The following is a 24776-nucleotide window of genomic DNA, read 5'->3' on the forward strand; positions in this document are numbered from 1 at the left end:
TTCGTGCCAAAATTTAAGTAAATAATGGCGAAGCTTTTTTAATCAATTACTTATCTTGTTCAACTTGACCAAATTCAAGTTCAACCGGTGTAGAACGACCAAAAATAAGTACCGACACTTTTACGCGGCTCTTTTCGTAGTCAACTTCTTCAACCACACCGCTAAAGTCAGCAAATGGACCATCAGTTACACGAACAACTTCACCTGGCTCAAATAATGTAGCTGGTTTAGGTGCTTCAGCGTTCTCTTGTAAGCGGTTAAGAATGCGTTCTGCTTCTTTAGAACTAATAGGCGCTGGACGGTCAGACGTACCACCAATAAAGCCCATTACACGTTCAGTGCTGTTCACTAAGTGCCAGCTTGCATCGTTCATATCCATTTGTACTAGTACGTAACCTGGGAAGAATTTACGCTCAGATTTACGCTTTTGACCGGCGCGCATCTCAACAACTTCTTCTGTTGGTACTAATATTTCACCAAAGCTCTCTTCAAGACCTTCAATTTTAATGTGCTCTGATAACGTTTGCGCTACACGCTTTTCGTAACCAGAGAATGCTTGTACAACGTACCAGCGTAATTTAATTTCTTTGTTCTCATCCGACATGGGATCAGATCTCCAATCCAGTTAAAAAGCCTACAGCGCGGAATAAAATGCCATCTAATCCCCAAAGGATAAGCGCCATAATCACTGTTGCAACCATTACGATTAATGTCGTGTGGGTAGTTTCTTGACGCGTTGGCCAAACAACTTTGCGTACTTCAATGCGTGCTTCTTTAGCAAATGCTAAAAAGTCACGGCCTTTAGCGGTTTGCGAGGCAATACCTAAACCTGCTGCTATAGCAACCACAACGCCAATTGCACGTAGTAATACAGACTGATCTGCAAACATGTGATTACCAACAACTGCGCCTGCAAGTAGCGCGATTGCTACTAACCACTTTACCGACTCCATCGCACTTGATGGTGTTTCTACATTCGTGCTCATAATATTATTACCTTAACTACAGACACAACAACCCTACACAACGGCAGGGTTAATCCATTAAAATCTAAACTTAAAAACAGACTTATTTAAACCGATTTTTAACCCCAGACTTACTCAACTTATGAGTAAAAATGGCAGGGGCGGAGAGATTCGAACTCCCAACCGTCGGTTTTGGAGACCGCTGTTCTACCAATTGGAACTACGCCCCTGCAAAGTGGATGCCTATTATACTTACGCAAATCATTAACACAAGCCTAAAAGATACCCACTTAGCAAAATCTCTTTAATGCACTAATAAATCCATCTTAACATTGATTAAAAAGCCGTTTATGATTGTACTAATTTTAGGGAAATACACCACGATAGGATATCCGTGAACACACTTCTAACAGTTATTAAATATCAAATTATTTGCACTCTTTTACTCTGCCATTGTGGTGTTTTTGCAAAACCTATCTATCTCGATACTTACACAAGCGAACAAGGGTTATCGCAAAACTCCATCACCTGCAGCACAACAGATAACGCGGGGTTTTATTGGTTTGCCACCCAAGGGGGATTAAACAAATTTGATGGCTACGAATTTAAGCATTATAAATTTGACCCATCCCAAAATAGTATTTCAGGCAACTGGATTACTGATTGTTTTAACTTTTCAAACAAGTACATATGGTTTTCTACAGCTGCAAATGGGTTAAATTTATTGGATACTGAAACAGGTAAATTCAAAGTATATAATCAGTTTTCTGCACCTCTCCTAAGCAACTCAGCTATTTTTTCAATCACCTCACAAGACAAAACAACACTTTGGATTGGTCATGATAAAGGCCAGCTTAGTCAATTAAACACAAAAACAAATAAAATAAAGCTATTTACCTATCCAAACTTACAGCAGGCAAATATCGAATTTAAAGACATAATGTTTGGTCAACAAAATACTCTTTGGTTGGCAAGTAATATAGGGCTTATTAAGTTCGATACTATAACTGAGAAGTTTACACTCATAGCCAACAGTCCTAAACAACTTTGGCGTTTGAAAAACGCCCCTGATAACCAAATATTATTAGGAAGTAAAATGGGCCTTGCCTCGTTTAACCCCACGACCGCTGAATTTCATCATATTGAACAATTAAAAGATCATTGGGTAACAGATATACTATTGGATGATGAATACACCTTATTAGTTAGCACTTATGGACAGGGCCTATTCAGCCAATCATTTACCTCTTTATCAAACAACAAATTTGAACAAGTATCCTACTCGCCATCAGAAAAACATGGTTTAGCCAATGACCATCTTTTATCACTTTATCAAGACCCAACAGGAATCATTTGGATAGGCACAGATGGTTATGGACTGCATCGGTATGACAAAAAACAATCCCAGTTTGGCCACCAAAAACATTTGCCCAATGACCCAACGTCTATATCACATGATTTCGTAAGGGCCATACTCAAAGACAGCCGCAATACTCTGTGGATAGGTACACGCGATGGGCTAAATAAACAGACACCAAAAGGCTTTAACCGTTATAAAGTTGATAACGCACAGGACAAAGGTTTTACTAATAGTAATATTTTCAGCCTTTATGAAGATAACAAGCAGCGTGTTTGGATAGGTACATATGGCGGGGGGTTGTTGCTGTATAATCCAATTGATGACAGTTTCTCTTCATTTACTGTGCAAAGCCATAAACTTAGCAGCAATCGCATATATGCCATTACTGAAGACGACAGTGGCAATTTATGGCTTGGCGGCAATAATGGTTTAACTCGATTTAACCCTGATACGCTTGAAGTAACGCATTTTAAGTACGATAAACAAACTAATAGCATTTCAAATAACACTATTTTTAGTATTACATATGACACTCACAATAATGTTGTATGGGTAGGAACGCGAGAAGGTTTAAATAAGCTCTCTATAAATGACGAAACATTTACACACTATAAAAGCCATTTAAATGAGCCTAATAGTATTACCCATAATATGGTTACTTCTTTATATTTAGAGGACAAAAACACTCTATGGGTAGGCACATTTAACGGGTTAAACAAATTAGACATAGCGACGAATAAGATAATAAAAATAACTCAATTTGACGGTTTAATTAATGAAAATATTTTTGCAATAAAACAAGATAATAGTGGCAACTTATGGCTAAGTAGCAATCAAGGCTTAACTCGCTACTCTGATGGGACGAAACAGATGCTGCATTTTTTACCCGCTAATGGGGTGCAGCATAATTCCTTTATTTTAGGAGCCGCTTTCAAAGCAGCCAATGGCGAACTTTTCTTTGGTGGCATTAATGGTTTTAATCAGTTTGATCCGTTATCACTTTCTCTCTCATCATCACCACCACAGCCTGTTATTACCGATTTACTTATTTATAACCAGCCAACATCATCCGCGCAATACAGTAAAAGTAAAGAGTTAACTCCTAAACTGATAAACTATACCAGTGAGCTTTTTCTAAAAGAAAAAGAAGATGTGGTTGGTTTTAAGTTTTCTGCACTGAAAAGTGCCGCAGCCCCCTCACAGTATCAGTATGCCTATAAATTAAAAGGGCTTAACAAACAATTCATATATGCAGACCAAAGCCAAAGGCAAGTGAATTACTCCTTACTTCCTGCAGGAAATTACAAATTAATTTTAAAAGCGAAAAGTCAATACGGTCACTGGAGCAACGATAAAACCGTGCTTAACATTACGGTGGTTCCGCCATGGTGGAAAAGCAAAGTAGCTTATGCAAGTTACATTTTAATTGTACTTGCATTAACTTGGTTAATTATCGCTTTAAAATATAGAGCAAAGGTAGCAGAACAAGAACGAAAAAAAGAGCAAGAGCTTAGCCATTTAAAAACACAATTATTAGATAACGTAAGTCACGAACTAAAAACCCCTTTAAGCTTAATAATGGCGCCTCTAGCAACTCTTAAAAAGCGTCATACTGATGACGATACCCAACAAAAACTGGCAATGATTCACCGCAACACTCAAAAGTTATTAAATCAAATAAATCAGCTTTTACAATTAAGTCAGCGCCCAAGCACAATGATCCAGCATGTTTCACCTTACCCATTAAAGCCACTTATTGTTCAAATAATTGAAGACTTTTCGCCTTTATTTGAGCAAAAGGCAATTGAATTTAAATATAAAGATTTAACCTCGCAAGAGTGCTATATAACCATGGAACATGAGCATGTAATTTCAATTATTACTAATCTTTTAAGTAATGCACAAAAGTACACGTTAAATAATGGGCACGTATCGTTAACACTTTCGCAAGAGAATAAGGAAGTTGTTATCTCTGTATCTGATACTGGCGTAGGTATAAAGCCACAAGATAAGGCGCGTATTTTTGAACGATTTACCCGTGTCAGTCCTATAAAACAACATGGCAATGGTATTGGCTTAGCGCTCGTAAAACAATTAACGCAGCAATATGGGGGTACAGTCGCTGTAACAAGCGAAATTGACCAAGGCAGTTGTTTTACGATTTCATTACCTACTGCGTGCCCTTCTGTAACGCGCTATATTCCTATGAAAGAGTCCATAAAGCCTTTAAATAAGCATAAGATCCTAATTATTGAAGATAATGAGGAAATGCGAAGTTTGCTTACCTCTATTTTCTTTGAGCGCTATAAGTGTATGAGCGCACATAATGGTGAAGACGGCCTAGTCTTATGCAAAAAAGAAATGCCTGATTTAATAATTAGTGATGTCATGATGCCTGTTATGGACGGCTATCAATTTATTTCAGCACTGCGCAACGATATAGCTATAAGCCATATTCCTACTCTATTACTTTCAGCAAAAGCCGATACAAACAGCAAGTTAAAAGGTTTAGATTTACTCGCAGATGACTATCTAAGCAAACCTTTTGAACCTGAACTTTTACTTAGTCGCGTTCAAGGGCTTTTAACAATCAGAGAAGTTCTTAACCAACACTTACAAAAGCAGCTACCGGCCTTATCAGCATCAGTTAAACTCGACCCACAAATGGTACAAAGTAAAGATTATGAGTTTACCGAACGAGTTAAAACAGTCGTAAAAGAAAATTACTATAACGAAGAGTTTAGTGTTGAAGACTTTGCCGATTCGCTATGTTTAAGCCCAAGGGCTTTACAATTAAAAATGAAAGCACTCTACAATTTAACCCCGAGTGATTACATTCGAAATACACGCCTAGAGCTCGCTCAATCACTATTGAGCGAAAGCGACCTTGCCATTGGATTGGTAGCACAAAAAGTGGGGTTTAGTTCACAAAGTTATTTTGCTAGGTGCTTTAAGGCAAAGTACCAAGTCTCACCTAAACAATTTCGCGATAAACATACAAAAGTTCGTGTGTGTGACTAAGATTTTCGTTTCAGTACTATTTTTAACTTATTGATTTAAATACATTAACATTAATATATAAACATTAAGGGAGTAACACATTCTCCCTTAAGCATATTAATTAAGGACAGTCATATGTTAAAAATGCCTAAAAAATTACTGCTAACTACGCTATTAACAGGCGCACTTTGCGCTTGTCAAAGTACATCAACAAATGTCACTTCAGGTCAAAATTCTCCCAACATAAACACAGTAGCTAAAGAGCAATATAATGGGCCCAAAGCACGAATAGCTGTTGCACGCTTTACCGATAAATCGAACGACTCAAGGTGGTGGAGAAAAGAAATTGGCGAAGGAATGGCTGATCAGCTTACAACGGCGCTTGTTACAACTAACCGTTTTATAGTATTGGAGCGCCAAGCTTTAGATGCCGTATTGTCTGAACAAGATCTAGCAACCTCAGGTAGAGTAAGCGCTACAACGGGTGCAGCATATGGTGAAATTGAAGGGGCTGAAATTGTTGTTGTTGCGGCCGTAACAGAGTTTGATGATGGTAGTTCCGGTGGCAGTGTTGGTTCAGGCGGCTTTATTGGTGATGTATTTAGCTCTGTATCAGCAGGGTTTTCAGGCACACATATGGCAATAGATTTACGCCTGATAGATACTCGCACATCACGTATTTTAGCAGCCACAAGTGTAGAGGGCGGCAGTACCGATTTCGATTTTACAGGCGCCGCAACAAACTTTGGTGGTTCATTGGTAGGTGGCAATATAAGCGGCTGGTCTGACACACCTAAAGAAAAAGCACTTCGTGAAGTTATCATCAAAGCAGTAGAGTTTCTGGAAACAAAAATTCCTGATACTTACTACCGTTACAACAGCAATAACACATTAGCATCGGGTTACACAGCCCCACCGCCACTAAAAGTAAGTAAAGTAAAAGCAGCAAGCAAACCTGTTGATGATATAAAGGTACCAAATCATAGAATGCCTCATTATGAAAAAATGGACTTAGCCATGTCACGCTTAAACTTAGTGTGTTTAGGCTATCTAAGAAACCAGCCCAACTACGAAGAATTTGAAACGCAAGACGTAGAATACGACCGTAAAACAGTCATTGCACTTCGAGAATATCAACAAGAGAATAAACTCGACGTAACAGGGCTTGCTGATGCCGCTACTAAAAAGTCTTTAGACGATTCTGAATGTATAGCTAAAAGCAATAAATCTGGTCTTGATAGCTTAGGTAGTATGTTTAAAGCCTTTTAGTAACAGCAACTTGGGTAGCTATAATTTAGCTACCCAAGTCCCTAGGCTTAATTAGCGCCTTTTACTAGCGGCACGCCATTGTTACCCACTGGAATATAAACGGTTGTATGGTTTGGCGACTCAGCCATTTTTACCTGAGCGTTTATAGCTTCATGTTGTAAATAATTTGCTGTGAGCGTTGCGTTAATAATTTTTTGGGCTTGGGCAATACCTTTTGCTTCTTCCACTCTTATTTCAGCATCTTTGCGGGCTATTTCTTTTTGTGTTTCTTTTTCTGCTAGTAGTTGCTGCGCAGCAAGTTTTTTCTCTACAGCGTTAGCCACAATAGCAGGGTAATTAATATCTCCCACTACTACATTTGCTAATTTAAAGGGCGTTGATGATAAATAAGTTTGTAAACGCAGGCTAACTTCTTGCGCTATTTTTTCGCGGTTGGTTTTCAGCTCACCACTGTCGTACTTTTGCACGATGTCACGCACATAGGTTCTAAATGTTTCACGCACAAAGCGTTTATACCAATTCTCTGCGCCGTACTCTTCTACAACCGTTTTAACTGAGCCACTTTGAATACCTATTACTGCATGAAAATCAAACTGAATATTTAAGTCATCATTGGCCAGTATTTGAAATGCCTCAGTATACGTATTTGGTCGCATATCAATATTTACAACCTCATTGCGAAGCAACGACACCCCATAATTTGCAGGGCCTTTCATGGTGCCTTGATAGCCCCCCTCACCGAATATACGCGGTTTTTCGTACACATACCCTTCTTCACCCGCTGGCGTGCTTGGGTTAGTACATGCCGTTAAGCCAAACCCAACAACCCCGGCCAAAATGGCACCTTTAGCAAGGTTATTAACCAGCGTTTGCATCCTTGAATTTCTTGGTTTCATTCTATGTCCTTAGTTATTTTTCTAATACTTTATATACATTGCTTAATAAGCTTGAGGCACCAAACCTAAATGTAGCGGCTTGTAAATAATCCTCGCCCATTATTGAGCGTGTAAGTGCTAGGTATTCACTTGCATCACTTACAGTTTTAACACCGCCAGCGGCTTTAAAGCCCACTACTTTACCCGATTTTTTAATAGTATTAAGCATCACGTTTGTGGCTTCAAGCGTTGCATTTACAGCTACTTTACCTGTGCTGGTTTTTACAAAATCAGCCCCACCTTGAATCGCTAAGTTAGTTGCTTTAGCTATTAGCTCTTCAGTTTTTAGCTCGCCACTTTCTATAATTACTTTTAATTGCGCTTTTGTACCACAGACTTTTTTACTTTGAGTTACATACTCGAGCACTTTGCTGTGCTCACCCGCAATAAGCGCTTTGTAGGGGATCACTAAATCTATTTCATCTGCACCACGCTCAATAGCAATTAGCGTTTCGTTTATCACATCGCTCAGTGGCGCATCACCACTCGGAAAATTTGTAACCGTTGCTACTTTTACATGGTTAAGCTTGCGCGCAGCTAATGCTATTTTTGCATCATCTACAAAATCGCTGTAAATACATACCGCAGCCGGTGTGCCCAATTGTGGGTTTATACTATTTACAAGCTGCTGAATATCGTTTGAAGTATCAGCTGTATTAAGGCTGGTCAGGTCCATTAACGAAACCGCTAAGTGTGCGTCGTTGAGTTGTTCAGTCATCAGTAACCCCTTTAGGTAGGCGATAAATTAGGTTTAGTATCATAGTAACAAATTAACGTAATCTCGCTATAGCTCATAACCAAACACTATAAGCACAGTATTGTGCGTGTAACTCGCCTTAATCCCCTATAGATTAAGCCTTAAACCTAAAACGACCACCCATTATAACTTTTGGTTATATAAACTTGGTTTTAATTATTTTTTACTTACTAATGCGCGCTATATTCTGCCATCTGCTCAATAGCGTTTTATTTTAGATTTAACTTAGAGGTGTTAACCACGTGCAGTATTTACCTATCTTTACCAAACTCGACAACAAACCCGTGCTGGTTGTTGGCGGTGGAGAGGTTGCATTACGCAAATGTCGCGCGTTTTTAAAAGCCCGCGCAAATGTAACCTTAGTGGCACCTTGGTTTTGTGATGAACTAAAAGAGCATGCACACAACAATGAAGTAACGCTTATTGATGCCTATTTTGATGAGTCGCACCTTGATGGCAAAATGCTGGTTATAGCAGCCACAGACTTAGACGAAGTAAACAATAATGTATTTGAGCTTGCAAATGCGCGCAACGTGTTTGTAAACGTGGTTGATGACCAGCCTAAATGTACGTTTATATTCCCATCAATAGTAGATCGCGACCCAATCACCATTGCTATATCAAGTGCAGGCACCGCACCAGTACTTGCACGGCGTTTACGTGAAAAGCTCGAAACGTTAATCCCACAACACATTGGCCCACTGGCTACTTTAGTTGGCAGCTTTAGAGATAAAGTAAAACAGCGCTTTAAACACTTTGCCGACCGCCGCCAGTTTTGGGAAGGCGTGTTTGATTCATCAGTCGTGAGCAAAGTACAAACCGGTAATACCGGTGCAGCACAAGCGCAGCTAGAGCAAATGCTTGATGCCAAAGCAGAGCCAGAGGGCGAAGTGTATGTAGTAGGTGCAGGCCCTGGCGACCCTGAGCTTTTAACCCTTAAAGCACTGCAATTAATGCAACAAGCTGACGTTGTTGTATACGACTACTTAGTGTCAGATGAAATTATGGAATTAGTACGCCGTGATGCCGATTTAGTCTGCGTAGGCAAACGTTTAGGCGATCACAGTGTAGCCCAAGAAGATACCAACCAAATGTTGGTTGATTTTGCCAAGCAAGGCAAAAAAGTGTGCCGCATTAAAGGCGGTGACCCCTTTATTTACGGCCGTGGCGGTGAAGAAGTACAAGTACTGGCTGCCAATAACGTGAATTATCAAATAGTGCCAGGTATTACAGCAGCTGCAGGTTGTAGTGCATATGCAGGTATTCCGCTTACGCATCGCGACCACGCACAAGCTATACAGTTTGTAACGGGGCACTGTAAAAAAGATGGCCAAGAGCTTGATTGGCAATCGCTTGCTAAAGCGCATCAAACTTTAGCAATTTATATGGGCGTTATTAAATCGCCACATATACAAGCTCAGCTGTTAAAACATGGCCGCAGTGCAACTACACCCGTTGCCATAATAGAAAACGGCACGCGTAAAAACCAACGTGTTATTACAGGGCAATTGGGTGAGCTGGCAGATTTAATAGAGCGCAACAGTGTTGTATCGCCAGCCTTACTTATTATTGGCGAAGTAGCCGCTCTTCACTCGCAGCTTGCGTGGTTTAGCCAAAACGAGCAAACCAGTAGCTTTGCTCAGCCGCTAACTGGTGTATCAAATACATAATTATATTTACCTTAATCACTTTTAATCATTTTAGTAGGACGACTAACAATGGCTTTAACTCACCTTCAGCAACTTGAAGCTGAAAGTATCAAAATCATGCGCGAAGTCGCCGCTGAGTTTGAGAACCCAGTAATGCTTTACTCAATCGGTAAAGACTCGTCGGTACTTTTGCACTTAGCGCGTAAAGCATTTTACCCTGCAAAAATTCCGTTTCCGTTATTACACGTAGACACCAACTGGAAGTTTCGTGAAATGATTGAATTTCGCGATCGCCTTGCAAAAGAATACGGTTTTGACCTGCTGGTACACAAAAACCCAGAAGGCATGGCTATGAATATTAGCCCGTTTGAGCATGGCTCAGGTAAACATACCGACATAATGAAAACCCAAGGCTTAAAGCAAGCGTTAGATAAATACGGCTTTGATGCTGCATTTGGTGGCGCACGCCGCGATGAAGAAAAATCTCGCGCTAAAGAGCGTGTTTACTCGTTCCGCGATAAACACCACCGTTGGGACCCTAAAAACCAGCGTCCTGAACTTTGGAATACCTACAACAGCCAAGTTAACCCAGGTGAGAGCATTCGTGTGTTCCCACTATCTAACTGGACTGAGCTTGATATTTGGCAATACATTTACCAAGAAAACATTGAAATGGTTCCGCTTTATTTAGCGAAAGAGCGCCCAGTAGTAGAGCGCGATGGCACCCTAATAATGGTTGACGATGAGCGCATGCCACTTAATGAGGGTGAAGTACCACAAATGAAGTCAGTACGTTTTCGTACTTTAGGCTGTTATCCACTTACCGGTGCAGTTGAATCTACAGCCAGCAACCTAACAGAAATTATTGAAGAAATGCTGCTATCTACGTCATCTGAACGTGAAGGCCGTGTAATCGATCACGACTCAGCAGGCTCAATGGAGAAGAAAAAACGTGAGGGGTATTTCTAATGTCTACCAATACTAACGACACCATTAACGAAGTAAAAGAAATTGGCATAGACGCCTACCTAGCACGCCAACAAGATAAAAGCTTATTACGCATGCTTACCTGTGGTAGCGTAGATGACGGTAAATCAACACTGATTGGCCGCCTTTTGCACGACAGCCACCAAATTTATGAAGATCAGCTAGCTGCCCTTCACAAAGATAACGAAAAAGTGGGTAACGCAGGCGAAGAGCTCGACTTAGCGCTACTTGTAGATGGCCTACAAGCTGAGCGTGAGCAAGGCATTACTATTGACGTAGCATATCGTTATTTTTCAACCGCTAAGCGTAAGTTTATTATTGCCGACACCCCAGGGCACGAGCAATACACACGCAACATGGTAACAGGCGCATCAACCAGCGATGTAGCTATTATTTTGGTTGATGCTCGCTACGGTGTGCAAGTACAAACTAAGCGTCATAGTTTTATTTGTGACTCGCTCGGTATTAAACAGTTTGTGGTAGCAATTAATAAAATGGATATCGTTGATTTTGACGAAACCGTTTATGAAAAAATTAAAGCCGACTACCTTAAATTTGCTGAGCAGCTTAACGTATCAAACATTAAGTTTGTACCTATGTCGGCGCTTAAAGGCGACAACGTAGTAACACGCTCTGCACATACGCCTTATTACACAGATAAGCCATTGCTTGAGCTTTTAGAAGACTCACCAGCGGCCGAAACCGATACCGGCTTTGAAGCACGCTTACCAGTGCAATATGTAGTGCGCCCTAACTTAAACTTCCGTGGTTTTCAGGGCACATTGGCATCAGGTAAGTTACAAGTTGGCGATGCAATAAAAGTATTACCGTCGGGTAAAACATCAAGCATAAAAGAAATTGTGACCTTTAATGGCAACCTAGATCACGCAGAAGCCGGCCAAGCAATTACCGTTACCCTAAATAGCGAAATTGATATTAGCCGCGGCGATGTTATTGTGCCGCAAAGTTCAAGTGCAACGGTTACTAACCTTATACAAGCTAAACTTGTGTGGATGCACGAAGAGCCGCTGGTACTAGGTAAAAGCTACAACATTAAACTAGGTAGCAAAAATACATCAGCCGTGGTTAAAAAGATTGACCACACTATTGATGTAAATACCTTAGAGCACGGCACAGCCGATTCACTTCAGCTAAACGAAATTGCCATTGTCACGCTTGAACTAAGCGAAACAATATTAGCTGACGAGTATCACAACAACCACGAAACTGGCTCATTTATCCTTATCGACCGTTTATCTAACTTAACGGTTGCCGCAGGTATGATTGAGCAAGTACTAAAAAGCGAAAAACAAAACAGCGATTTCAGCGACTTTGAAATTGAGTTTAATAGCTTAGTACGCAAGCACTTCCCACATTGGCAAGCGCTTGATATTTCAAAACTGTAAGTATAAAAATGTCTGTTAGGAATATAAAAGCATGGTAGAGCAGCTCGTTTTAACAGGCATTATGCTTACCTTAGTTGGGTGCCTTTTTGGCACCCGCATTAATCCAGCATGGTTATTTGTAAGTGCTATTGGTACGGGTTATTTAACAGGCCTGATTGACCTTGAAAGCATGTTAGTAAACTACGCAAACCCATCACTCATTACCTTAGTGTTATTAGTACTTGTTTCAATTGCGATTGAAAAAACCACTTTAATTCAAAAACTATCGCAATCACTATCTAAAGGAAGCTTAGTAAAATCGGTTACCAAACTTGGCTTATCTACCGCCTTTTTGTCATCGTTTACTAATAACACCGCGGTGGTTGCATCGCTTATTACCGCCATAAAAGACAACCCAAATCATTCACCCTCAAAGCTACTCTTACCGCTGTCGTACACTGCTATATTAGGCGGCACCATTACACTTATTGGTACATCAACCAATTTAATAGTGAACGGCTTTGCTGTGGATGCCGGCATGGCACCACTTGGCTTTTTTGATTTTACCTTAATAGGCATTGGCGCATTAAGTGTGGGCCTTGTTACTATTTTAGTGATGCTCAAATACCTGCCCGACAACGGCAAAAACGCGCAAGAGGTTATTCCCTTTTATTTAGAGGGTAAAGTGCAGGCAGGCTCTAAGCTTATTGGCCGTACCGTAGAAGAAAACGGCCTACGCGAATTAAAAGATTTATTCCTCGCCGAAATTATTCGTGGCGATGAGCGTATATACGCAGTAACACCTCAGCAAATTATTAGACAAAACGACGTACTACTGTTTGTTGGCGACATTAAATCTGTTCCCTTATTAAGGCGCTTTGACGGATTAAAAGTAGTGCACGACAACCACGAAAAAGACATAGAACACCTAGTGGAAGTAGTGGTAAGTCAATCCTCTAAATTTATTGGCAAAACCGTAAAAGAAGCCCGTTTTAGAGAGCAGTTTCATGCCGCGGTTATTGCCATTCGCCGCGGGCACGACCGCTTACAAGGCGGCCTTGGGCAAGTGCAATTGCAAGCTGGCGACTCTTTAATACTCGCCCCAGGTAAAAACTTTTATTCTTTACCTAATTTAAACCGCGAATTTGTGTATATATCGGGGTTTGATTTACAAACACACTTAAAACCTAAGCAGTCTAATATTGTATTGGCAGGCTTTGCCGCGGTATTAGGGTTAAGCATTGTAGGTATAGTCCCCTTAGTAAAAGGCCTACTGGTGTTACTTATTGGCTTACTGCTTAGCGGCACAGTTAAACTTAGCGAAGTAAAACGTCGCTTTCCCATTGAACTACTTGCCGTCGTAGGCAGTGCTATAGGGCTTGCTAAATTAATGATAGAAACCGGACTTGCCGGGCAAATATCAAGCGCTCTATTTATGGTATTAGGCGATTTTGGCCCGTATGGCGCGTTTATCGCCATATTTTTAATGACCGTATTATTCACCGAGCTTATTACTAATAATGCCGCAGCTGCGCTTTCATTCCCTGTAGCTTACTCGCTAGCCGTGGGTTTTAATGTAGACCCTCTGCCCTTTATTATGGCGGTAGCGTTTGGCGCATCGGCCAGTTTTATATCACCATTTGGGTATCAAACAAACCTTATGGTTTATAGTGCGGGCAACTACCGCTTAAAAGATTACATAACAATGGGCTTGCCCCTTTCTATTATTTATTCAATCACGGTATTAACCCTGATCCCGCTCGTATTTCCTTTTTAATACGGGCGCTTAAAGTACAAGAGACTCACCACTATGGATGAAAATATTGTTTGGCATAACTACGCAATCACCAAGTCACAGCGTAGTGAGCAAAAAAAGCATAAACCGGCTATTTTATGGTTTACCGGTTTTTCTGGCTCTGGCAAAAGCACTGTAGCGAATGCACTAGAAGCAGCGCTTAACCAACAAGGCGCGCACACCTACCTGCTTGACGGCGACAACGTACGCCACGGCCTATGTAAAGACTTAGGCTTTAGCGACGAAGATCGTATTGAAAACATACGCCGCGTTGGCGAAACCGCAAAACTAATGACCGATGCAGGCTTATTAGTGCTTACCGCGTTTATATCGCCATTTAGAGCAGAGCGCGACATGGTGCGTAACTTAGTAGACAACGGCGAGTTTATTGAAGTATTTATAGATACCCCGCTTGATGTATGTGAAAGCCGCGATCCTAAAGGCTTATACAAAAAAGCCCGCGCAGGAGAGATAAAACACTTCACCGGAATCGACTCAAGCTACGAAATACCCAACAACCCAGAAATAATTTTAGATACCAGTAAAAACACCCTAGACCAATCGGTTACACAACTGATAACGTATCTAAAACAAAAGCATATTATAGGTTAACCCCAATGAACCAAACCGAGCTACTAGAAGAAACCCTCATCCTTGCCCGCAAAGCAGGCCAAGCCATAATGGGGATTTACGAAAAGGACTTTAACGTTGAATACAAAGCCGATGAAAGCCCAGTAACCGACGCCGACTTAGCAGCTCATAAAGTGATTGTGGCAGGGTTAAAACAGCTCACCCCCGACACACCTATACTTAGCGAAGAAAGCGCTGATATAAGCTGGGATATTCGTCAAACATGGAAAAGCTACTGGTTAGTAGACCCCATCGATGGCACTAAAGAGTTTATTAAAAAGAACGGCGAATTTACCGTAAACATAGCGCTTATCGAAAACGGTAAACCTGTACTGGCTGTAGTTGATGCGCCCGCACTTGGCGTATCGTACCTTGCTGCAGAAGCCATTGGTGCGTTTAAAGACAAAGGCGATGAGCGCATTGAGCTTAAAGTAACCACCAAACCTAATAAAGGCCTAATACGTGTTGTAGGCAGCCGCTCGCACCCATCACCTGATTTAGCCGAGTTTGTAAAACGCTTTGAAGACGTTGAAATGGTGTCAAAAGGCAGCTCACTAAAATTATGTTTAGTGGCCGAAGGCAGCGCTGATATTTACCCACGCTTAGGCCCAACCTGTGAATGGGATACGGGCGCAGGCCATGCAATCGCCGAAATAGCCGGTGCTAAAGTGACTAAGCTCGATGGCAGCCCGCTTTTATATAACACTAAAGATGAGTATTTGAATCCGTATTTTATTGTTAGTGCGGTTGAAGAGTAAAAGCTAAGAGCTTCGAGCTGTTAGCCACGAGCAGCTCGATGTAAACCTAGACACCGTAGGTTGGGTTGAGTGGAACGAAACCCAACGAATATACTTCCTCATCATTTTAATAAGTAAACATAGACACTTTGCATCACCACAAGCAAAGATAATGGCTCATCTGTTTATAAACTAATTTAAAGTTTTTCTACTTAAAATATTTATCGCTTTATCTCTTTTATCCTCATCGAAACCTGTATTTTTTAACTTTTTCAACCTATCAATAAAACGTAACTTAACTGTTTGCTCTAATGAATTCACTACTGAACCTATACTAGGCAGACCTTGATTAGAATCTGTGGACAATACTTCTATTAATATCTTTAGCGATTGGTCGTCTTTTTTATCTTTCAAAATAGCTAACAAAAACTCATATTTTGGATCACGAAAATGTTTCTTACCTGGTTTCGCGGTAAACCCATTCTCTATTTGCGATATAATACACAGTATTTCATAAGTAACTTTATATTCTAGTAAGTCCAAAGCGATAGATGAAAAATCTTGTTTCTCTAAAACTTCTATAAACTCAGAGGAATTAGGACTCTCTGCCTCTCTTTTTATTTCTATAAATATAGCTGAAAGTAAATAAATATCATTAATTGCAGCGACCTCTTTAATCACGCTCTGAAAGTTATCTCTATTCAATATTTTTATAACTAGCCTTGTAAAAAGCTCTTTAAAGTTCTCAGCATTTTGATATTTATTTTTTTTAACTTCAGTCGAAACATAGTCAAAAAGTACTTTGTTAAGGCTTCTATCTGTAAATGACGATGACCTTTTAAATAAAATATCTTTAAAGCGCAGTAAAACTAATTGATAGCGTTCATCACAACACAACTCTTTAGCTAATGCTTGGAGTTCGTTCCCATCACGAATTCTTGAAAATATAGTTTGTTCATTCACCTCTTTTTTTGAAGGAGACTCTTTTATAATTTTTTGCAGGTAGTTAGCATTAGGATCACTAACACCTAAGCTCTGGGTGGGTATCAAAGCCTTATTAAAGCTTAAATGGAATTTATTTAACTCATCTCCATCTTCAAAATTACTGGCATCTTGACTCAATGCCTCTTTATCATTAGTTGATTCTTTATAATCTCTAGTAATTAGCCCTAACATTGTTGCAAAAAACTTAAAGTAAATTGGCTCCTCGATCTTCATTACATCTTTAATTATAGGTGTAACATTGCCTGAACCTACTTTCACAAGATAATCATAGCTATTCTCAAATGCACTAAAATAAGTAGGCTTTACTTCCCTTAAAGAACAAGCCATTAAAAAGGATAAAAAGTTCACTTCACCCATCAAATTACCAGGGACCCACGCTTGCTCAACTCGTCTTAATATTTTTTTAAGCTGCCTAATTGAAACAATTACTGCTTTTAGAGCATTAACTTCCTTAATAAATAAGTTATTTCTCTTTATCAAAGCTTCTATAAATTCCGAACGCTTGCAAAATACATGTACCGAATGGTTATCTTCTATTCTATTAGGGTTCAGTACCACTTTAGGCATGTTATTAGATAAAATAATAACTTTATTATGGTGCAATGCCTCTTTAAGACTTACTTGAATAAAGGAATTTATTACCGCTGACAAATCGGCTCGAAGTATATCCTCTCTATAATCAGTTGCTTTTGAAATCACTTCAGCAGCAACCTCATTTTCATTTCCCATTGCAACGATAAAATTGATATGACTCAAATCTCGATTTTTCAATCTATCCAACAGTGCTGCTATATCATTTAAGCGTTTTTCGTTTTCATCGCCTGTACCACGATCTACGTCTTGCAAAGTGATCAGTAATTTGTGGTTGGTTGCATAAAGAACATCATTTAGCTTTTGAAAACTTCCCTCAATATCAACGGGGCCTGCGAGTAACGTAGATGCAAACTGAAATACACTGCCGCCAGATTTCAACGCTTCAGTGTAATGCTTCGGTAACGCACGAAAGGCGCACATATCAATATGCTGGCTTATATCATCAATAATATTGCTGAGTATCACATGCGCAACACTGCCGCTGGCTGCGCCCCACGTTGATATATCGCTGTGTATCCAAGTACTCTCTTTTTGAGAGTTTTTTGCTAAATCATTCACAATACTTTCGACGATACTGCTTTTTCCGCAACCATAAGGCCCACAAAGCGCTATGTGTTGTGCTAAATCCTTTTCATCTTTATTACCACCATTTTGCAGCCGCTTGCTGATACGCTTTGCATACACCTGTAAGTCGGGTTCTAATTCCTCTGTGCTTTTAATAGTCGAATCATCTTTAAACCATTCTCTAAAGTGCTCTAAAGTTTTTAGTTCATGTATTTCTTTAGCTTCATCAGGTTCACCTTCAGATGTAAAACCCTGCTGTTTACTCTGCCTGTGTTCACCAAACAATAAGTAAATCGCTAAAATCAAATAACTAGCAGCTAGGTACATAAAGACATTAAAGGCAGGCGCCATATCGCCTAGGCTTACAGCAAAAACTATGTAAATCAAACTAAGAGCAACTAATACAGCAGTAAAAATTGGCTTTTTGGTATAAAGCTTTGTCTGATAAATGATAGTTATAAGCGTGCCAATAAACGCAAGCGCTAGGTATTTTAAGCCCATAAAGCTTTGGGCGTATAACACAGCTTCATCAAATTTTGGTGCTGCGCTTAGCATGTAAAAAGCAGTCAAAAGTAATGACGCTAATACAGCAATTGTCGCCGGCGGGTATCGCCAGTTAAATCCAATACTGCGTTTGGGGTGCGATATATAAAACTTATCAAGCAGGAGCTTTATGCCAATACCTGCTAAAAATGCGCTGCTGTAATGCAAAACCGGATTAGCATTTAAAATAGCGCCTAAACTTGAATACGCCTTTTGTACAAAACCGGCTTTGCTTAAAAATACAGTAACTGTAGCGGCGGTAATTGCGCACAATAAAAGAGAAAGCCAGCGTGTGGCTGTAATGGGAAGAGCTTTAACTTGCGACAACTTAATATCCTTATCAATACGTTACCTTGCCAGTGTATATCAATTGAACATTATTGAATAAGTTGTTTAATAAATAAAGCCGCTTCTCTTGGCTTTACTAATCGCATGACGCTATGGCATGTTGGGTTTCGCTTCGCTCTACCCAACCTACGTTTTAATATAAAAATGGAGTTTTATTCTTTCAGCATTCTTTCTGGACAGGTCTTATTTTGAGTTTGGGCGAAAGGGTAAAGAAAGAGCTGACCTTACCCCTTCTACATCCTTAACGGTTTTGCTCGGCGATAAAAGCAAGCGAGTGCTGGTTGAATAAGTCAGGGCGCTCTACGTTACAAACATGGCCACATTGGTGAATAGTTTGCAGTACGCTATTTTTGTGGCGCTTTACCATTTCTATAACTGGGCCAAGGAACATATGATCTTCTTTACCCATAATGTAAAGAATGGGTATATCAATGTCTTTTTCTTTGAAGTACTGCATTAAGGGGTTTACGTCCATGGCTAGTTTAAACCATTTTATAAACTCTTTTTGGCACAAGCGTTTTGCTTCGCGAACAAACAAAAGTCGAGATTCTTTATGGCGCTTTTTCGGCATCATAATAAAAGCAAATAAGCGATACAACCACATATAAGGCAATAAGTGTTTAAACGTATTGCCTAAATAAACCAAGGTATTACTGCGCGTATTAAACCGAGTAACCGCTCCACCTAGCACCATGCTAGAAACATATTGCGGCGCAATTTCAGCAATATTTCGAATCAAAATGGTGCCCAGTGAAATACCAACAAAGTGTGCGTTAGGGATGTTGTTATGATCTAGCACATCGATAATGTCTTTAGAGACCTTATTAAACGAGTAATTATTATCTACAAAGTTTTGCACTAAGTTATTTGATTTACCGTGACCACGAAGATCGAGCAGCAATACATTATATTCTTTTTTATAGGCTTTAAGTTGGCGAAACCAAATTGCCGAACTCCCCCCTGCGCCATGAACAAATACAACCCATATTTTACTGGTTTCGTGCGGGAAAATAGTATGAAAAAGAATGTCTTTGCTCATTGCAGTTAGCGGCCTGTTTACTTCGTTTGGCATATTTAATTGCGGGAAGTATAACGGAGTTTAGTATAAACCTCCTATGAAGTTCGGCTCAATGGCTGCGACTTAACAGGTTTTGTGAGCAAGCTTTGATATTAGTTGCAATCAATAAAAAATGGCTCCCCTATTTTTACGTTATTACAACCGCCTATTTTTGCTTTAACGCTTGAATGACACTATAGGCGTGTTGGGTTTCGCTTCGCTCTACCCAACCTACAACTGTGCTGGTTCGGGTATTTGTTTATTTTTACAGCGCTGTTTCGTATTCATGACACTTTTGCTGCTACGGCGTCTAATTAATTAGTCTACAAAATGCCTCAAAACATGAAACTTTTAGCTAAAAACTATATTCTTGCGCGCGATTATTATTTAAATAATGGATGAGCACACACATGACACCATCACAAGATGCAACGCTTTCAAATGCATCACAAACAGGTGAACACACACCTACTTCTAAATGGAACCTGCACGATACGCAGTGGACGTTAAGCCTTTTTGGTACCGCCGTTGGCGCGGGCATTTTATTTTTACCTATTAATATTGGTATTGGGGGTTTTTGGCCACTAATTATTTTAGCCTGTTTAGCCTTTCCAATGACCTTTTTAGCACACCGTGGCTTAGCCCGCTTTGTGTTGTCGTCTAAAAACAAAGATTCAGATTTTACTGATGTTGTTGAGGAGCACTTTGGTGTAACGGCAGGTAGGTTAATCTCTTTATTATACTTTTTATCTATATTTCCCATTTTGCTTATTTACGGCGTAGGCTTAACCAATACCGTTGACAGCTTTATGGTTAACCAAATGGGCCTTGAGTCACCTTCTCGGGTGTTGCTTTCGGGTGTATTAGTTGCCGGTATGATTAGCCTAATGATGGGCGGCGAGCGCTTAATGCTTCGCGCGTTCGCTATTTTGGTGTATCCGCTTGTGGGTATTTTATTTTGCTTATCGCTTTATTTAATACCCAGCTGGCAAATGCCAGATATGAGCCTCCCAGAGGCAGGCAGCTTTACTAAAACGCTGTGGTTATCTATTCCTATCATTGTGTTTTCGTTTAGCCATGCGGCGGCTATTTCAAGCTTTGTGAACGTGCAGCGTGGGCATTATGGCGATCAGGCCACTAATAAGGCTGAGGCTATTTTAAAGCGCACTAGTTTACTACTTATTGTATTTGTACTGCTATTTGTGTTTTCGTGCGTGCTTTCGCTTACTAGCGAGCAAATGGCTACTGCTAAAGCGGCGAACGTATCGATTTTATCTTACCTTGCTAATATTACTAGTAATTCGTATATCGCGACCCTTGGACCGCTGGTTGCCTTTATTGCTATTACCTCATCGTTTTTAGGGCACTTTTTAGGAGCACGCGAAAGCTTTACCGGTTTGGTAACTAAGCAAACGAGCTTAAGCGCAAAAGTAGCCGACAAAATTGGCGTACTCATTATGTTTTTTGCTATTTGGTTTTGCGCGGTTAAAAACCCAAGCATTTTAGACATGATGGATCAGCTCTCTGGCCCTATCATTGCGATGATTTTATTTATTATGCCTATGATTGCCGTGTACAAAGTGCCTGCGCTGAGTAAATACCGCAACCGTTTAAGTACCTTGTTTGTACTTGCTGTGGGCTCACTGGCCGTATGTGCGCTTATTTACAGCATGCTTAATTAAGCGATTTGCTATAAATACCCCATTAAAAATGGCGCTCATTGAGCGCCATTTTTTATACAATTTAATTGCTTTTAAACTAATTTATTCTGCGTCTGGTAAATTACGACCGTAGAATATTTCCTGCATTTCGCGGGTTAGCTTAGAGCGAATTTCTTCTTCTTCTTCATCCGATAACTCATCAGTCGATAGGCCGAACAGGTAAGTGTTTAAGTCGGTTTCTTTTAACATCATTTTAGTGTGGAACAGGTTTTCTTGATACACGTTCACGTCCATCATTTGGTACGCTTCTTTGGTATCTTCTGTCATGAAGTTTTGAATCGAGTTAATAGCGTGATCAATGTAGTGCTTAACGCCGTTTACGTCGCGAGTAAAACCACGTACACGGTAGTCAATAGTTACTACGTCTGACTCTAGGCTATGAATTAAGAAGTTTAACGCTTTAAGTGGCGAAATAATGCCACAGGTAGATACTTCAATATCAGCACGGAATGTACAAATACCATCATCAGGGTGCGCTTCTGGGTAGGTATGTACACAAATGTGGCTTTTATCTAGGTGCGCAACAACAGAATCGGGTAATGGGCCTGGCGCTTCGTCAGCATCGTAATTTTGCTGCTCTTCTACCGGCTCTTCAGACACCAAAATAGTCACACTTGCGCCTTGTGGTTCATAATCTTGGCGCGCCACATTTAAAATGTTAGCACCAATAATATCAACAACATCGCCTAGTATGTCGGTTAGTCTATCTGCACTGTACTGCTCGTCGATATATTCAATATATTCTTTACGCTGTTGCTCGGTCTTTGCGTAGCAAATGTCGTAAATACTAAAGCTTAAACTTTTGGTTAAATTATTAAAGCCATGAAGTTTAAGTTTATCGAAGGGTTTGTTCATGATAAACCAACCTATAAATTAGTGAAATCTGCACCTGCAGAATGAAAAGTTCGCGGATTTTATACGAATTTTCCTCACGGAAAAAGCGTTATTTTACCTGTTCTTGCACAACTTCGTGGCTGTGGGTAATTTCTACTGTTTTATCAAGCATTAAAGCAACAGAACAATACTTTTCAGCAGAGAGAGAAACCGCCCTCGCGAGGTGTTTTTCCGACACATTATTGCCTGTAACAACAAAGTGTAAGTTAATTTTAGTAAATACACGCGGCGCTGTTTCTGCGCGCTCAGAGCTTAGCTGAACTTGCACATCCGAAAAATCTTGTTTGGCTTTTTTTAAAATACTTACAACATCTACCGACGAGCAACAGCCCACCGACATAAGTACCATTTCCATAGGGCTTGGTGCAGCGCTATCGCTACCAGCATCAAAAACGACATTGTGATTAGAATTTGAACGGCCAATAAAGGTGTCGCCTTCAACCCATTTTACATTTGCTTGCATGTGATTATCTCTAAAAAAAGTTTTATTGATTGTATAACAATCTGCAACGATACGTGAACGCTGAGATTAAATTTAGTGGTGTTATTAATAAGGCGAGAAGTAATAGGAGCGCAGCAATTAGGTCACACTGCGCTGTGTTAACGGGTAACGTTAAGCGGTTTGTGTGACCGCGTTATCAAATAGATTTTTAATAAGCCCAGCAAACTCGTCTATAAATGCGTGCTGTTCAACCGTAACGGGCTGAGAGGTTATGCTGCTTAGTACTTCTTGTAAGTCGTAAACAATACCGTCTACCTCGCGCACTATTTGGCTGCGTTGCTCGGTATTAAGATTGGTATGCTGTTCACAAATTAGCATCACGTTTTGCGCTATAACGTCTTCTATGAGCTCCATAACGGTTGGCGCACCGGGTTTGATTTCGCCTGGCTTCTCAAATAACGCTAAATTTTGAGTTAGATACATGATCAAGTCATCGTACCCTTGCCTGTCTAAAACCATTGTGATTTTCACCTTTGAATAACTAATTGCATAGATTTAAGCAGAAAGCGCCACTAATTACTAGCTTTGCACGATACCAATACAAAAAAAGCAGCCTAAGCTGCTTTTCTCATTCTTTATAACTACAAATAGACTAGTAATTAATCTATTTTTAAGCCTGGGCTTAGTGTTGCTGGCATCGTTACTTTTTCAAGTTCTACCGAGGCAACAGGGTATGCGCAGTAGTCAGCTGCATAATATGCGCTGGCTCTGTGGTTACCCGATGCGCCAATACCACCAAATGGGGCTGCACTTGATGCACCTGTAATTGGGCGGTTCCAGTTAACAATACCGGCACGAATACGACGTAAAAAGTGATTGTAGTCGGCTTCGCTGTCGCTTAATAAACCTGCTGATAAACCAAAGCTGGTGTCGTTAGCTTTATCAATTGCGTGGTCAAAGTCATCAAAGCGGAACACTTTTAATAATGGGCCAAAGTGCTCTTCATCAGGGAAGTCGCTAATTGCTGAACACTCAATAATACCCGGCGTTACAAAGCCCGTATTAGCTGTGTGCTCAAGCTCTACTAGTACTTCACCGCCAAGTTCAACCAACTCGCTTTGTGCTTTAACCATGCCTGCTGCAGCTGCAGCTGAGATCATAGAACCCATAAATGGCTGATCTTCATCATCGTAGTTGCCTACTTTTATGGCTTTAGTAGCCGTAATAAGGCTTGCTAAAATGTCATCGCCTTGTTGGCCTTTAGGTAAAAATACTTTACGTGCACAAGTACAACGTTGGCCGCTTGAAATAAACGCCGATTGAATAATATCGTGTACCGCGGCTTTAGTATCTGCCACATCTTTAATAATTAGTGGGTTATTGCCACCCATTTCAAGCGCTAAAATTTTACCTGGCTGGCCTGCAAACTGCTCATGTAAAATATGACCCGTGCGCGAAGAACCGGTAAAGAATAAACCATCTATGCCTTTATGCGCAGCAAGGGCTTTACCTGTTTCTACTTCACCTTGAACAAGGTTAATTACACCGGCAGGTAAACCCGCTTTTTCCCAAAGTTTAAGGGTAAGCTCTGCTACCATTGGCGTAAGCTCAGATGGCTTAAATACGACTGTGTTACCGGCTAAAAGCGCTGGCACAATGTGGCCATTTGGTAAGTGCCCAGGGAAGTTATATGGGCCAAATACAGCCACTACACCGTGTGGTTTATGGCGGATCATCGCACGCCCTACTGGCATAGCGTTTTCAACGTCGCCGGTGCGCTCTAAAAATGCTTTTTCAGAAATGGCAATTTTACCTACCATAGCGCCCGCTTCTGTACGCGTTTCCCAAAGCGGCTTACCCGTTTCTTGCGCAATCGCCACAGCAAGCTCTTCGCTGTGCTCTTTAAGGGTTGCCGCAAAGGTTTTTACTACCTCTAGGCGCTCGTTAAAGCTTTTATCAGCCCAGCTGTAAAATGCTTCGCGCGCTGCATTAACCGCGCTATCTACTTGCTCTGCAGTCGCTGAAGATGCCTGCCAAATAACGTCGTTATTCGCAGGGTTTACTGAATTAAATGCATTGCCTTGGCCTGGTGACCACTGACCATTAATAAATTGTGCAGGATGAGTCATTATACTTTCT

Annotated in this window: 19 protein-coding genes and 1 tRNA gene; 9 read left to right on the forward strand and 11 right to left on the reverse strand. The window is 40.5% G+C overall.

Annotation, left to right across the window (positions count from 1 at the left end; translation table 11 throughout):
• Positions 1–46: 46 nt before the first annotated feature.
• The 3 genes from nusG to AN391_RS11840 all read right to left on the reverse strand — a co-directional run bounded on the left by nusG (position 47) and on the right by AN391_RS11840 (position 1195).
• Positions 47–604: a transcription termination/antitermination protein NusG gene (gene nusG / locus AN391_RS11830; RefSeq protein WP_024032045.1), complete on the reverse strand. Its 558-nt coding sequence runs from the start codon at positions 602–604 to the stop codon at positions 47–49.
• 4 nt (positions 605–608) lie between these two features.
• Positions 609–986, reverse strand: coding sequence for a preprotein translocase subunit SecE (gene secE, locus AN391_RS11835; protein WP_004588203.1), 378 nt, complete (start codon positions 984–986; stop codon positions 609–611).
• A gap of 132 nt (positions 987–1118) precedes the next feature.
• Positions 1119–1195, reverse strand: a tRNA-Trp gene (locus AN391_RS11840).
• A 164-nt stretch (positions 1196–1359) separates the two neighbouring features.
• Between AN391_RS11840 and AN391_RS11845 the strand changes: the two genes are divergently transcribed.
• Positions 1360–5346, forward strand: a complete 3987-nt coding sequence (locus AN391_RS11845; protein WP_055015588.1) for a hybrid sensor histidine kinase/response regulator transcription factor — start codon at positions 1360–1362, stop codon at positions 5344–5346.
• Positions 5347–5460: 114 nt separating this feature from the next.
• Positions 5461–6594 carry a CsgG/HfaB family protein gene (locus AN391_RS11850; protein ID WP_055015589.1) on the forward strand — a complete coding sequence of 378 codons (1134 nt, stop codon included), beginning with the start codon at positions 5461–5463 and terminating at the stop codon, positions 6592–6594.
• Between the two features lie 47 nt (positions 6595–6641).
• On the opposite strand, the gene AN391_RS11855 is transcribed toward AN391_RS11850, so the two are convergent.
• Positions 6642–7490: an SPFH domain-containing protein gene (locus AN391_RS11855; protein ID WP_055015590.1), complete on the reverse strand. Its 849-nt coding sequence runs from the start codon at positions 7488–7490 to the stop codon at positions 6642–6644.
• A 13-nt stretch (positions 7491–7503) separates the two neighbouring features.
• The gene (gene deoC, locus AN391_RS11860; RefSeq protein WP_055015591.1) at positions 7504–8247 is read right to left on the reverse strand and encodes a deoxyribose-phosphate aldolase; all 744 of its coding nucleotides are present in this window, start codon (positions 8245–8247) and stop codon (positions 7504–7506) included.
• 281 nt (positions 8248–8528) lie between these two features.
• On the opposite strand from deoC, the gene cysG reads away from it, so the two are divergent.
• Genes cysG through cysQ form a run of 6 tightly spaced genes read left to right on the forward strand, consistent with a single transcriptional unit; the run spans position 8529 to position 15490 of the window.
• Complete coding sequence (gene cysG, locus AN391_RS11865; protein WP_055015592.1) at positions 8529–9956, forward strand: siroheme synthase CysG; 1428 nt, start codon at positions 8529–8531, stop codon at positions 9954–9956.
• Between the two features lie 48 nt (positions 9957–10004).
• On the forward strand, positions 10005–10904 hold the full coding sequence (cysD, locus tag AN391_RS11870) for a sulfate adenylyltransferase subunit CysD (RefSeq protein WP_055015593.1): 900 nt from the start codon (positions 10005–10007) through the stop codon (positions 10902–10904).
• On the forward strand, positions 10904–12328 hold the full coding sequence (cysN, locus tag AN391_RS11875) for a sulfate adenylyltransferase subunit CysN (protein WP_024032042.1): 1425 nt from the start codon (positions 10904–10906) through the stop codon (positions 12326–12328). Before cysD ends, cysN begins: the two co-directional genes overlap by 1 nt.
• A gap of 31 nt (positions 12329–12359) precedes the next feature.
• On the forward strand, positions 12360–14084 hold the full coding sequence (locus AN391_RS11880; protein ID WP_055015594.1) for an SLC13 family permease: 1725 nt from the start codon (positions 12360–12362) through the stop codon (positions 14082–14084).
• A gap of 33 nt (positions 14085–14117) precedes the next feature.
• Entirely contained in the window at positions 14118–14714 is a 597-nt protein-coding gene (cysC, locus tag AN391_RS11885) for an adenylyl-sulfate kinase (protein ID WP_055015595.1), read from the forward strand.
• 5 nt (positions 14715–14719) lie between these two features.
• Positions 14720–15490 carry a 3'(2'),5'-bisphosphate nucleotidase CysQ gene (gene cysQ / locus AN391_RS11890; RefSeq protein ID WP_055015596.1) on the forward strand — a complete coding sequence of 257 codons (771 nt, stop codon included), beginning with the start codon at positions 14720–14722 and terminating at the stop codon, positions 15488–15490.
• Positions 15491–15661: 171 nt separating this feature from the next.
• Here the strand turns inward: cysQ and AN391_RS11895 are convergent, their stop codons facing one another.
• Complete coding sequence (locus AN391_RS11895) at positions 15662–18502, reverse strand: P-loop NTPase fold protein (RefSeq protein WP_055015597.1); 2841 nt, start codon at positions 18500–18502, stop codon at positions 15662–15664.
• A 262-nt stretch (positions 18503–18764) separates the two neighbouring features.
• On the reverse strand, positions 18765–19562 hold the full coding sequence (locus AN391_RS11900; protein WP_055015644.1) for an alpha/beta fold hydrolase: 798 nt from the start codon (positions 19560–19562) through the stop codon (positions 18765–18767).
• 428 nt (positions 19563–19990) lie between these two features.
• Here AN391_RS11900 and AN391_RS11905 point away from each other — a divergent pair, with 428 nt between their 5' ends.
• Complete coding sequence (locus AN391_RS11905; RefSeq protein ID WP_055015598.1) at positions 19991–21262, forward strand: aromatic amino acid transport family protein; 1272 nt, start codon at positions 19991–19993, stop codon at positions 21260–21262.
• Between the two features lie 81 nt (positions 21263–21343).
• Here the strand turns inward: AN391_RS11905 and speD are convergent, their stop codons facing one another.
• The 4 genes from speD to astD all read right to left on the reverse strand — a co-directional run bounded on the left by speD (position 21344) and on the right by astD (position 24766).
• A complete protein-coding gene (gene speD / locus AN391_RS11910) occupies positions 21344–22156 on the reverse strand; it encodes an adenosylmethionine decarboxylase (protein ID WP_004588193.1) in 813 nt (270 codons plus the stop codon).
• Between the two features lie 88 nt (positions 22157–22244).
• Entirely contained in the window at positions 22245–22658 is a 414-nt protein-coding gene (locus AN391_RS11915) for an OsmC family protein (protein WP_004588192.1), read from the reverse strand.
• Positions 22659–22808: 150 nt separating this feature from the next.
• Complete coding sequence (locus tag AN391_RS11920) at positions 22809–23156, reverse strand: DUF3802 family protein (protein ID WP_055015599.1); 348 nt, start codon at positions 23154–23156, stop codon at positions 22809–22811.
• 140 nt (positions 23157–23296) lie between these two features.
• Entirely contained in the window at positions 23297–24766 is a 1470-nt protein-coding gene (gene astD, locus AN391_RS11925) for a succinylglutamate-semialdehyde dehydrogenase (RefSeq protein ID WP_055015600.1), read from the reverse strand.
• Positions 24767–24776: the final 10 nt, after the last annotated feature.

This window comes from Pseudoalteromonas sp. P1-13-1a, assembly GCF_001401875.1.
Taxonomy (GTDB): domain Bacteria; phylum Pseudomonadota; class Gammaproteobacteria; order Enterobacterales; family Alteromonadaceae; genus Pseudoalteromonas.

Bases quoted from the DNA above. Each gene is read 5' to 3' on its own strand.
- nusG (WP_024032045.1), bottom strand. From the start codon at position 604: ATGTCGGATGAGAACAAAGAAATTAAATTACGCTGGTACGTTGTACAA.
- secE (WP_004588203.1), bottom strand. From the start codon at position 986: ATGAGCACGAATGTAGAAACACCATCAAGTGCGATGGAGTCGGTAAAG.
- AN391_RS11850 (WP_055015589.1), top strand. From the start codon at position 5,461: ATGTTAAAAATGCCTAAAAAATTACTGCTAACTACGCTATTAACAGGC.
- AN391_RS11855 (WP_055015590.1), bottom strand. From the start codon at position 7,490: ATGAAACCAAGAAATTCAAGGATGCAAACGCTGGTTAATAACCTTGCT.
- deoC (WP_055015591.1), bottom strand. From the start codon at position 8,247: ATGACTGAACAACTCAACGACGCACACTTAGCGGTTTCGTTAATGGAC.
- cysD (WP_055015593.1), top strand. From the start codon at position 10,005: ATGGCTTTAACTCACCTTCAGCAACTTGAAGCTGAAAGTATCAAAATC.
- cysN (WP_024032042.1), top strand. From the start codon at position 10,904: ATGTCTACCAATACTAACGACACCATTAACGAAGTAAAAGAAATTGGC.
- AN391_RS11880 (WP_055015594.1), top strand. From the start codon at position 12,360: ATGGTAGAGCAGCTCGTTTTAACAGGCATTATGCTTACCTTAGTTGGG.
- cysC (WP_055015595.1), top strand. From the start codon at position 14,118: ATGGATGAAAATATTGTTTGGCATAACTACGCAATCACCAAGTCACAG.
- cysQ (WP_055015596.1), top strand. From the start codon at position 14,720: ATGAACCAAACCGAGCTACTAGAAGAAACCCTCATCCTTGCCCGCAAA.
- AN391_RS11900 (WP_055015644.1), bottom strand. From the start codon at position 19,562: ATGAGCAAAGACATTCTTTTTCATACTATTTTCCCGCACGAAACCAGT.
- AN391_RS11905 (WP_055015598.1), top strand. From the start codon at position 19,991: ATGACACCATCACAAGATGCAACGCTTTCAAATGCATCACAAACAGGT.
- speD (WP_004588193.1), bottom strand. From the start codon at position 22,156: ATGAACAAACCCTTCGATAAACTTAAACTTCATGGCTTTAATAATTTA.
- AN391_RS11915 (WP_004588192.1), bottom strand. From the start codon at position 22,658: ATGCAAGCAAATGTAAAATGGGTTGAAGGCGACACCTTTATTGGCCGT.
- AN391_RS11920 (WP_055015599.1), bottom strand. From the start codon at position 23,156: ATGGTTTTAGACAGGCAAGGGTACGATGACTTGATCATGTATCTAACT.
- astD (WP_055015600.1), bottom strand. From the start codon at position 24,766: ATGACTCATCCTGCACAATTTATTAATGGTCAGTGGTCACCAGGCCAA.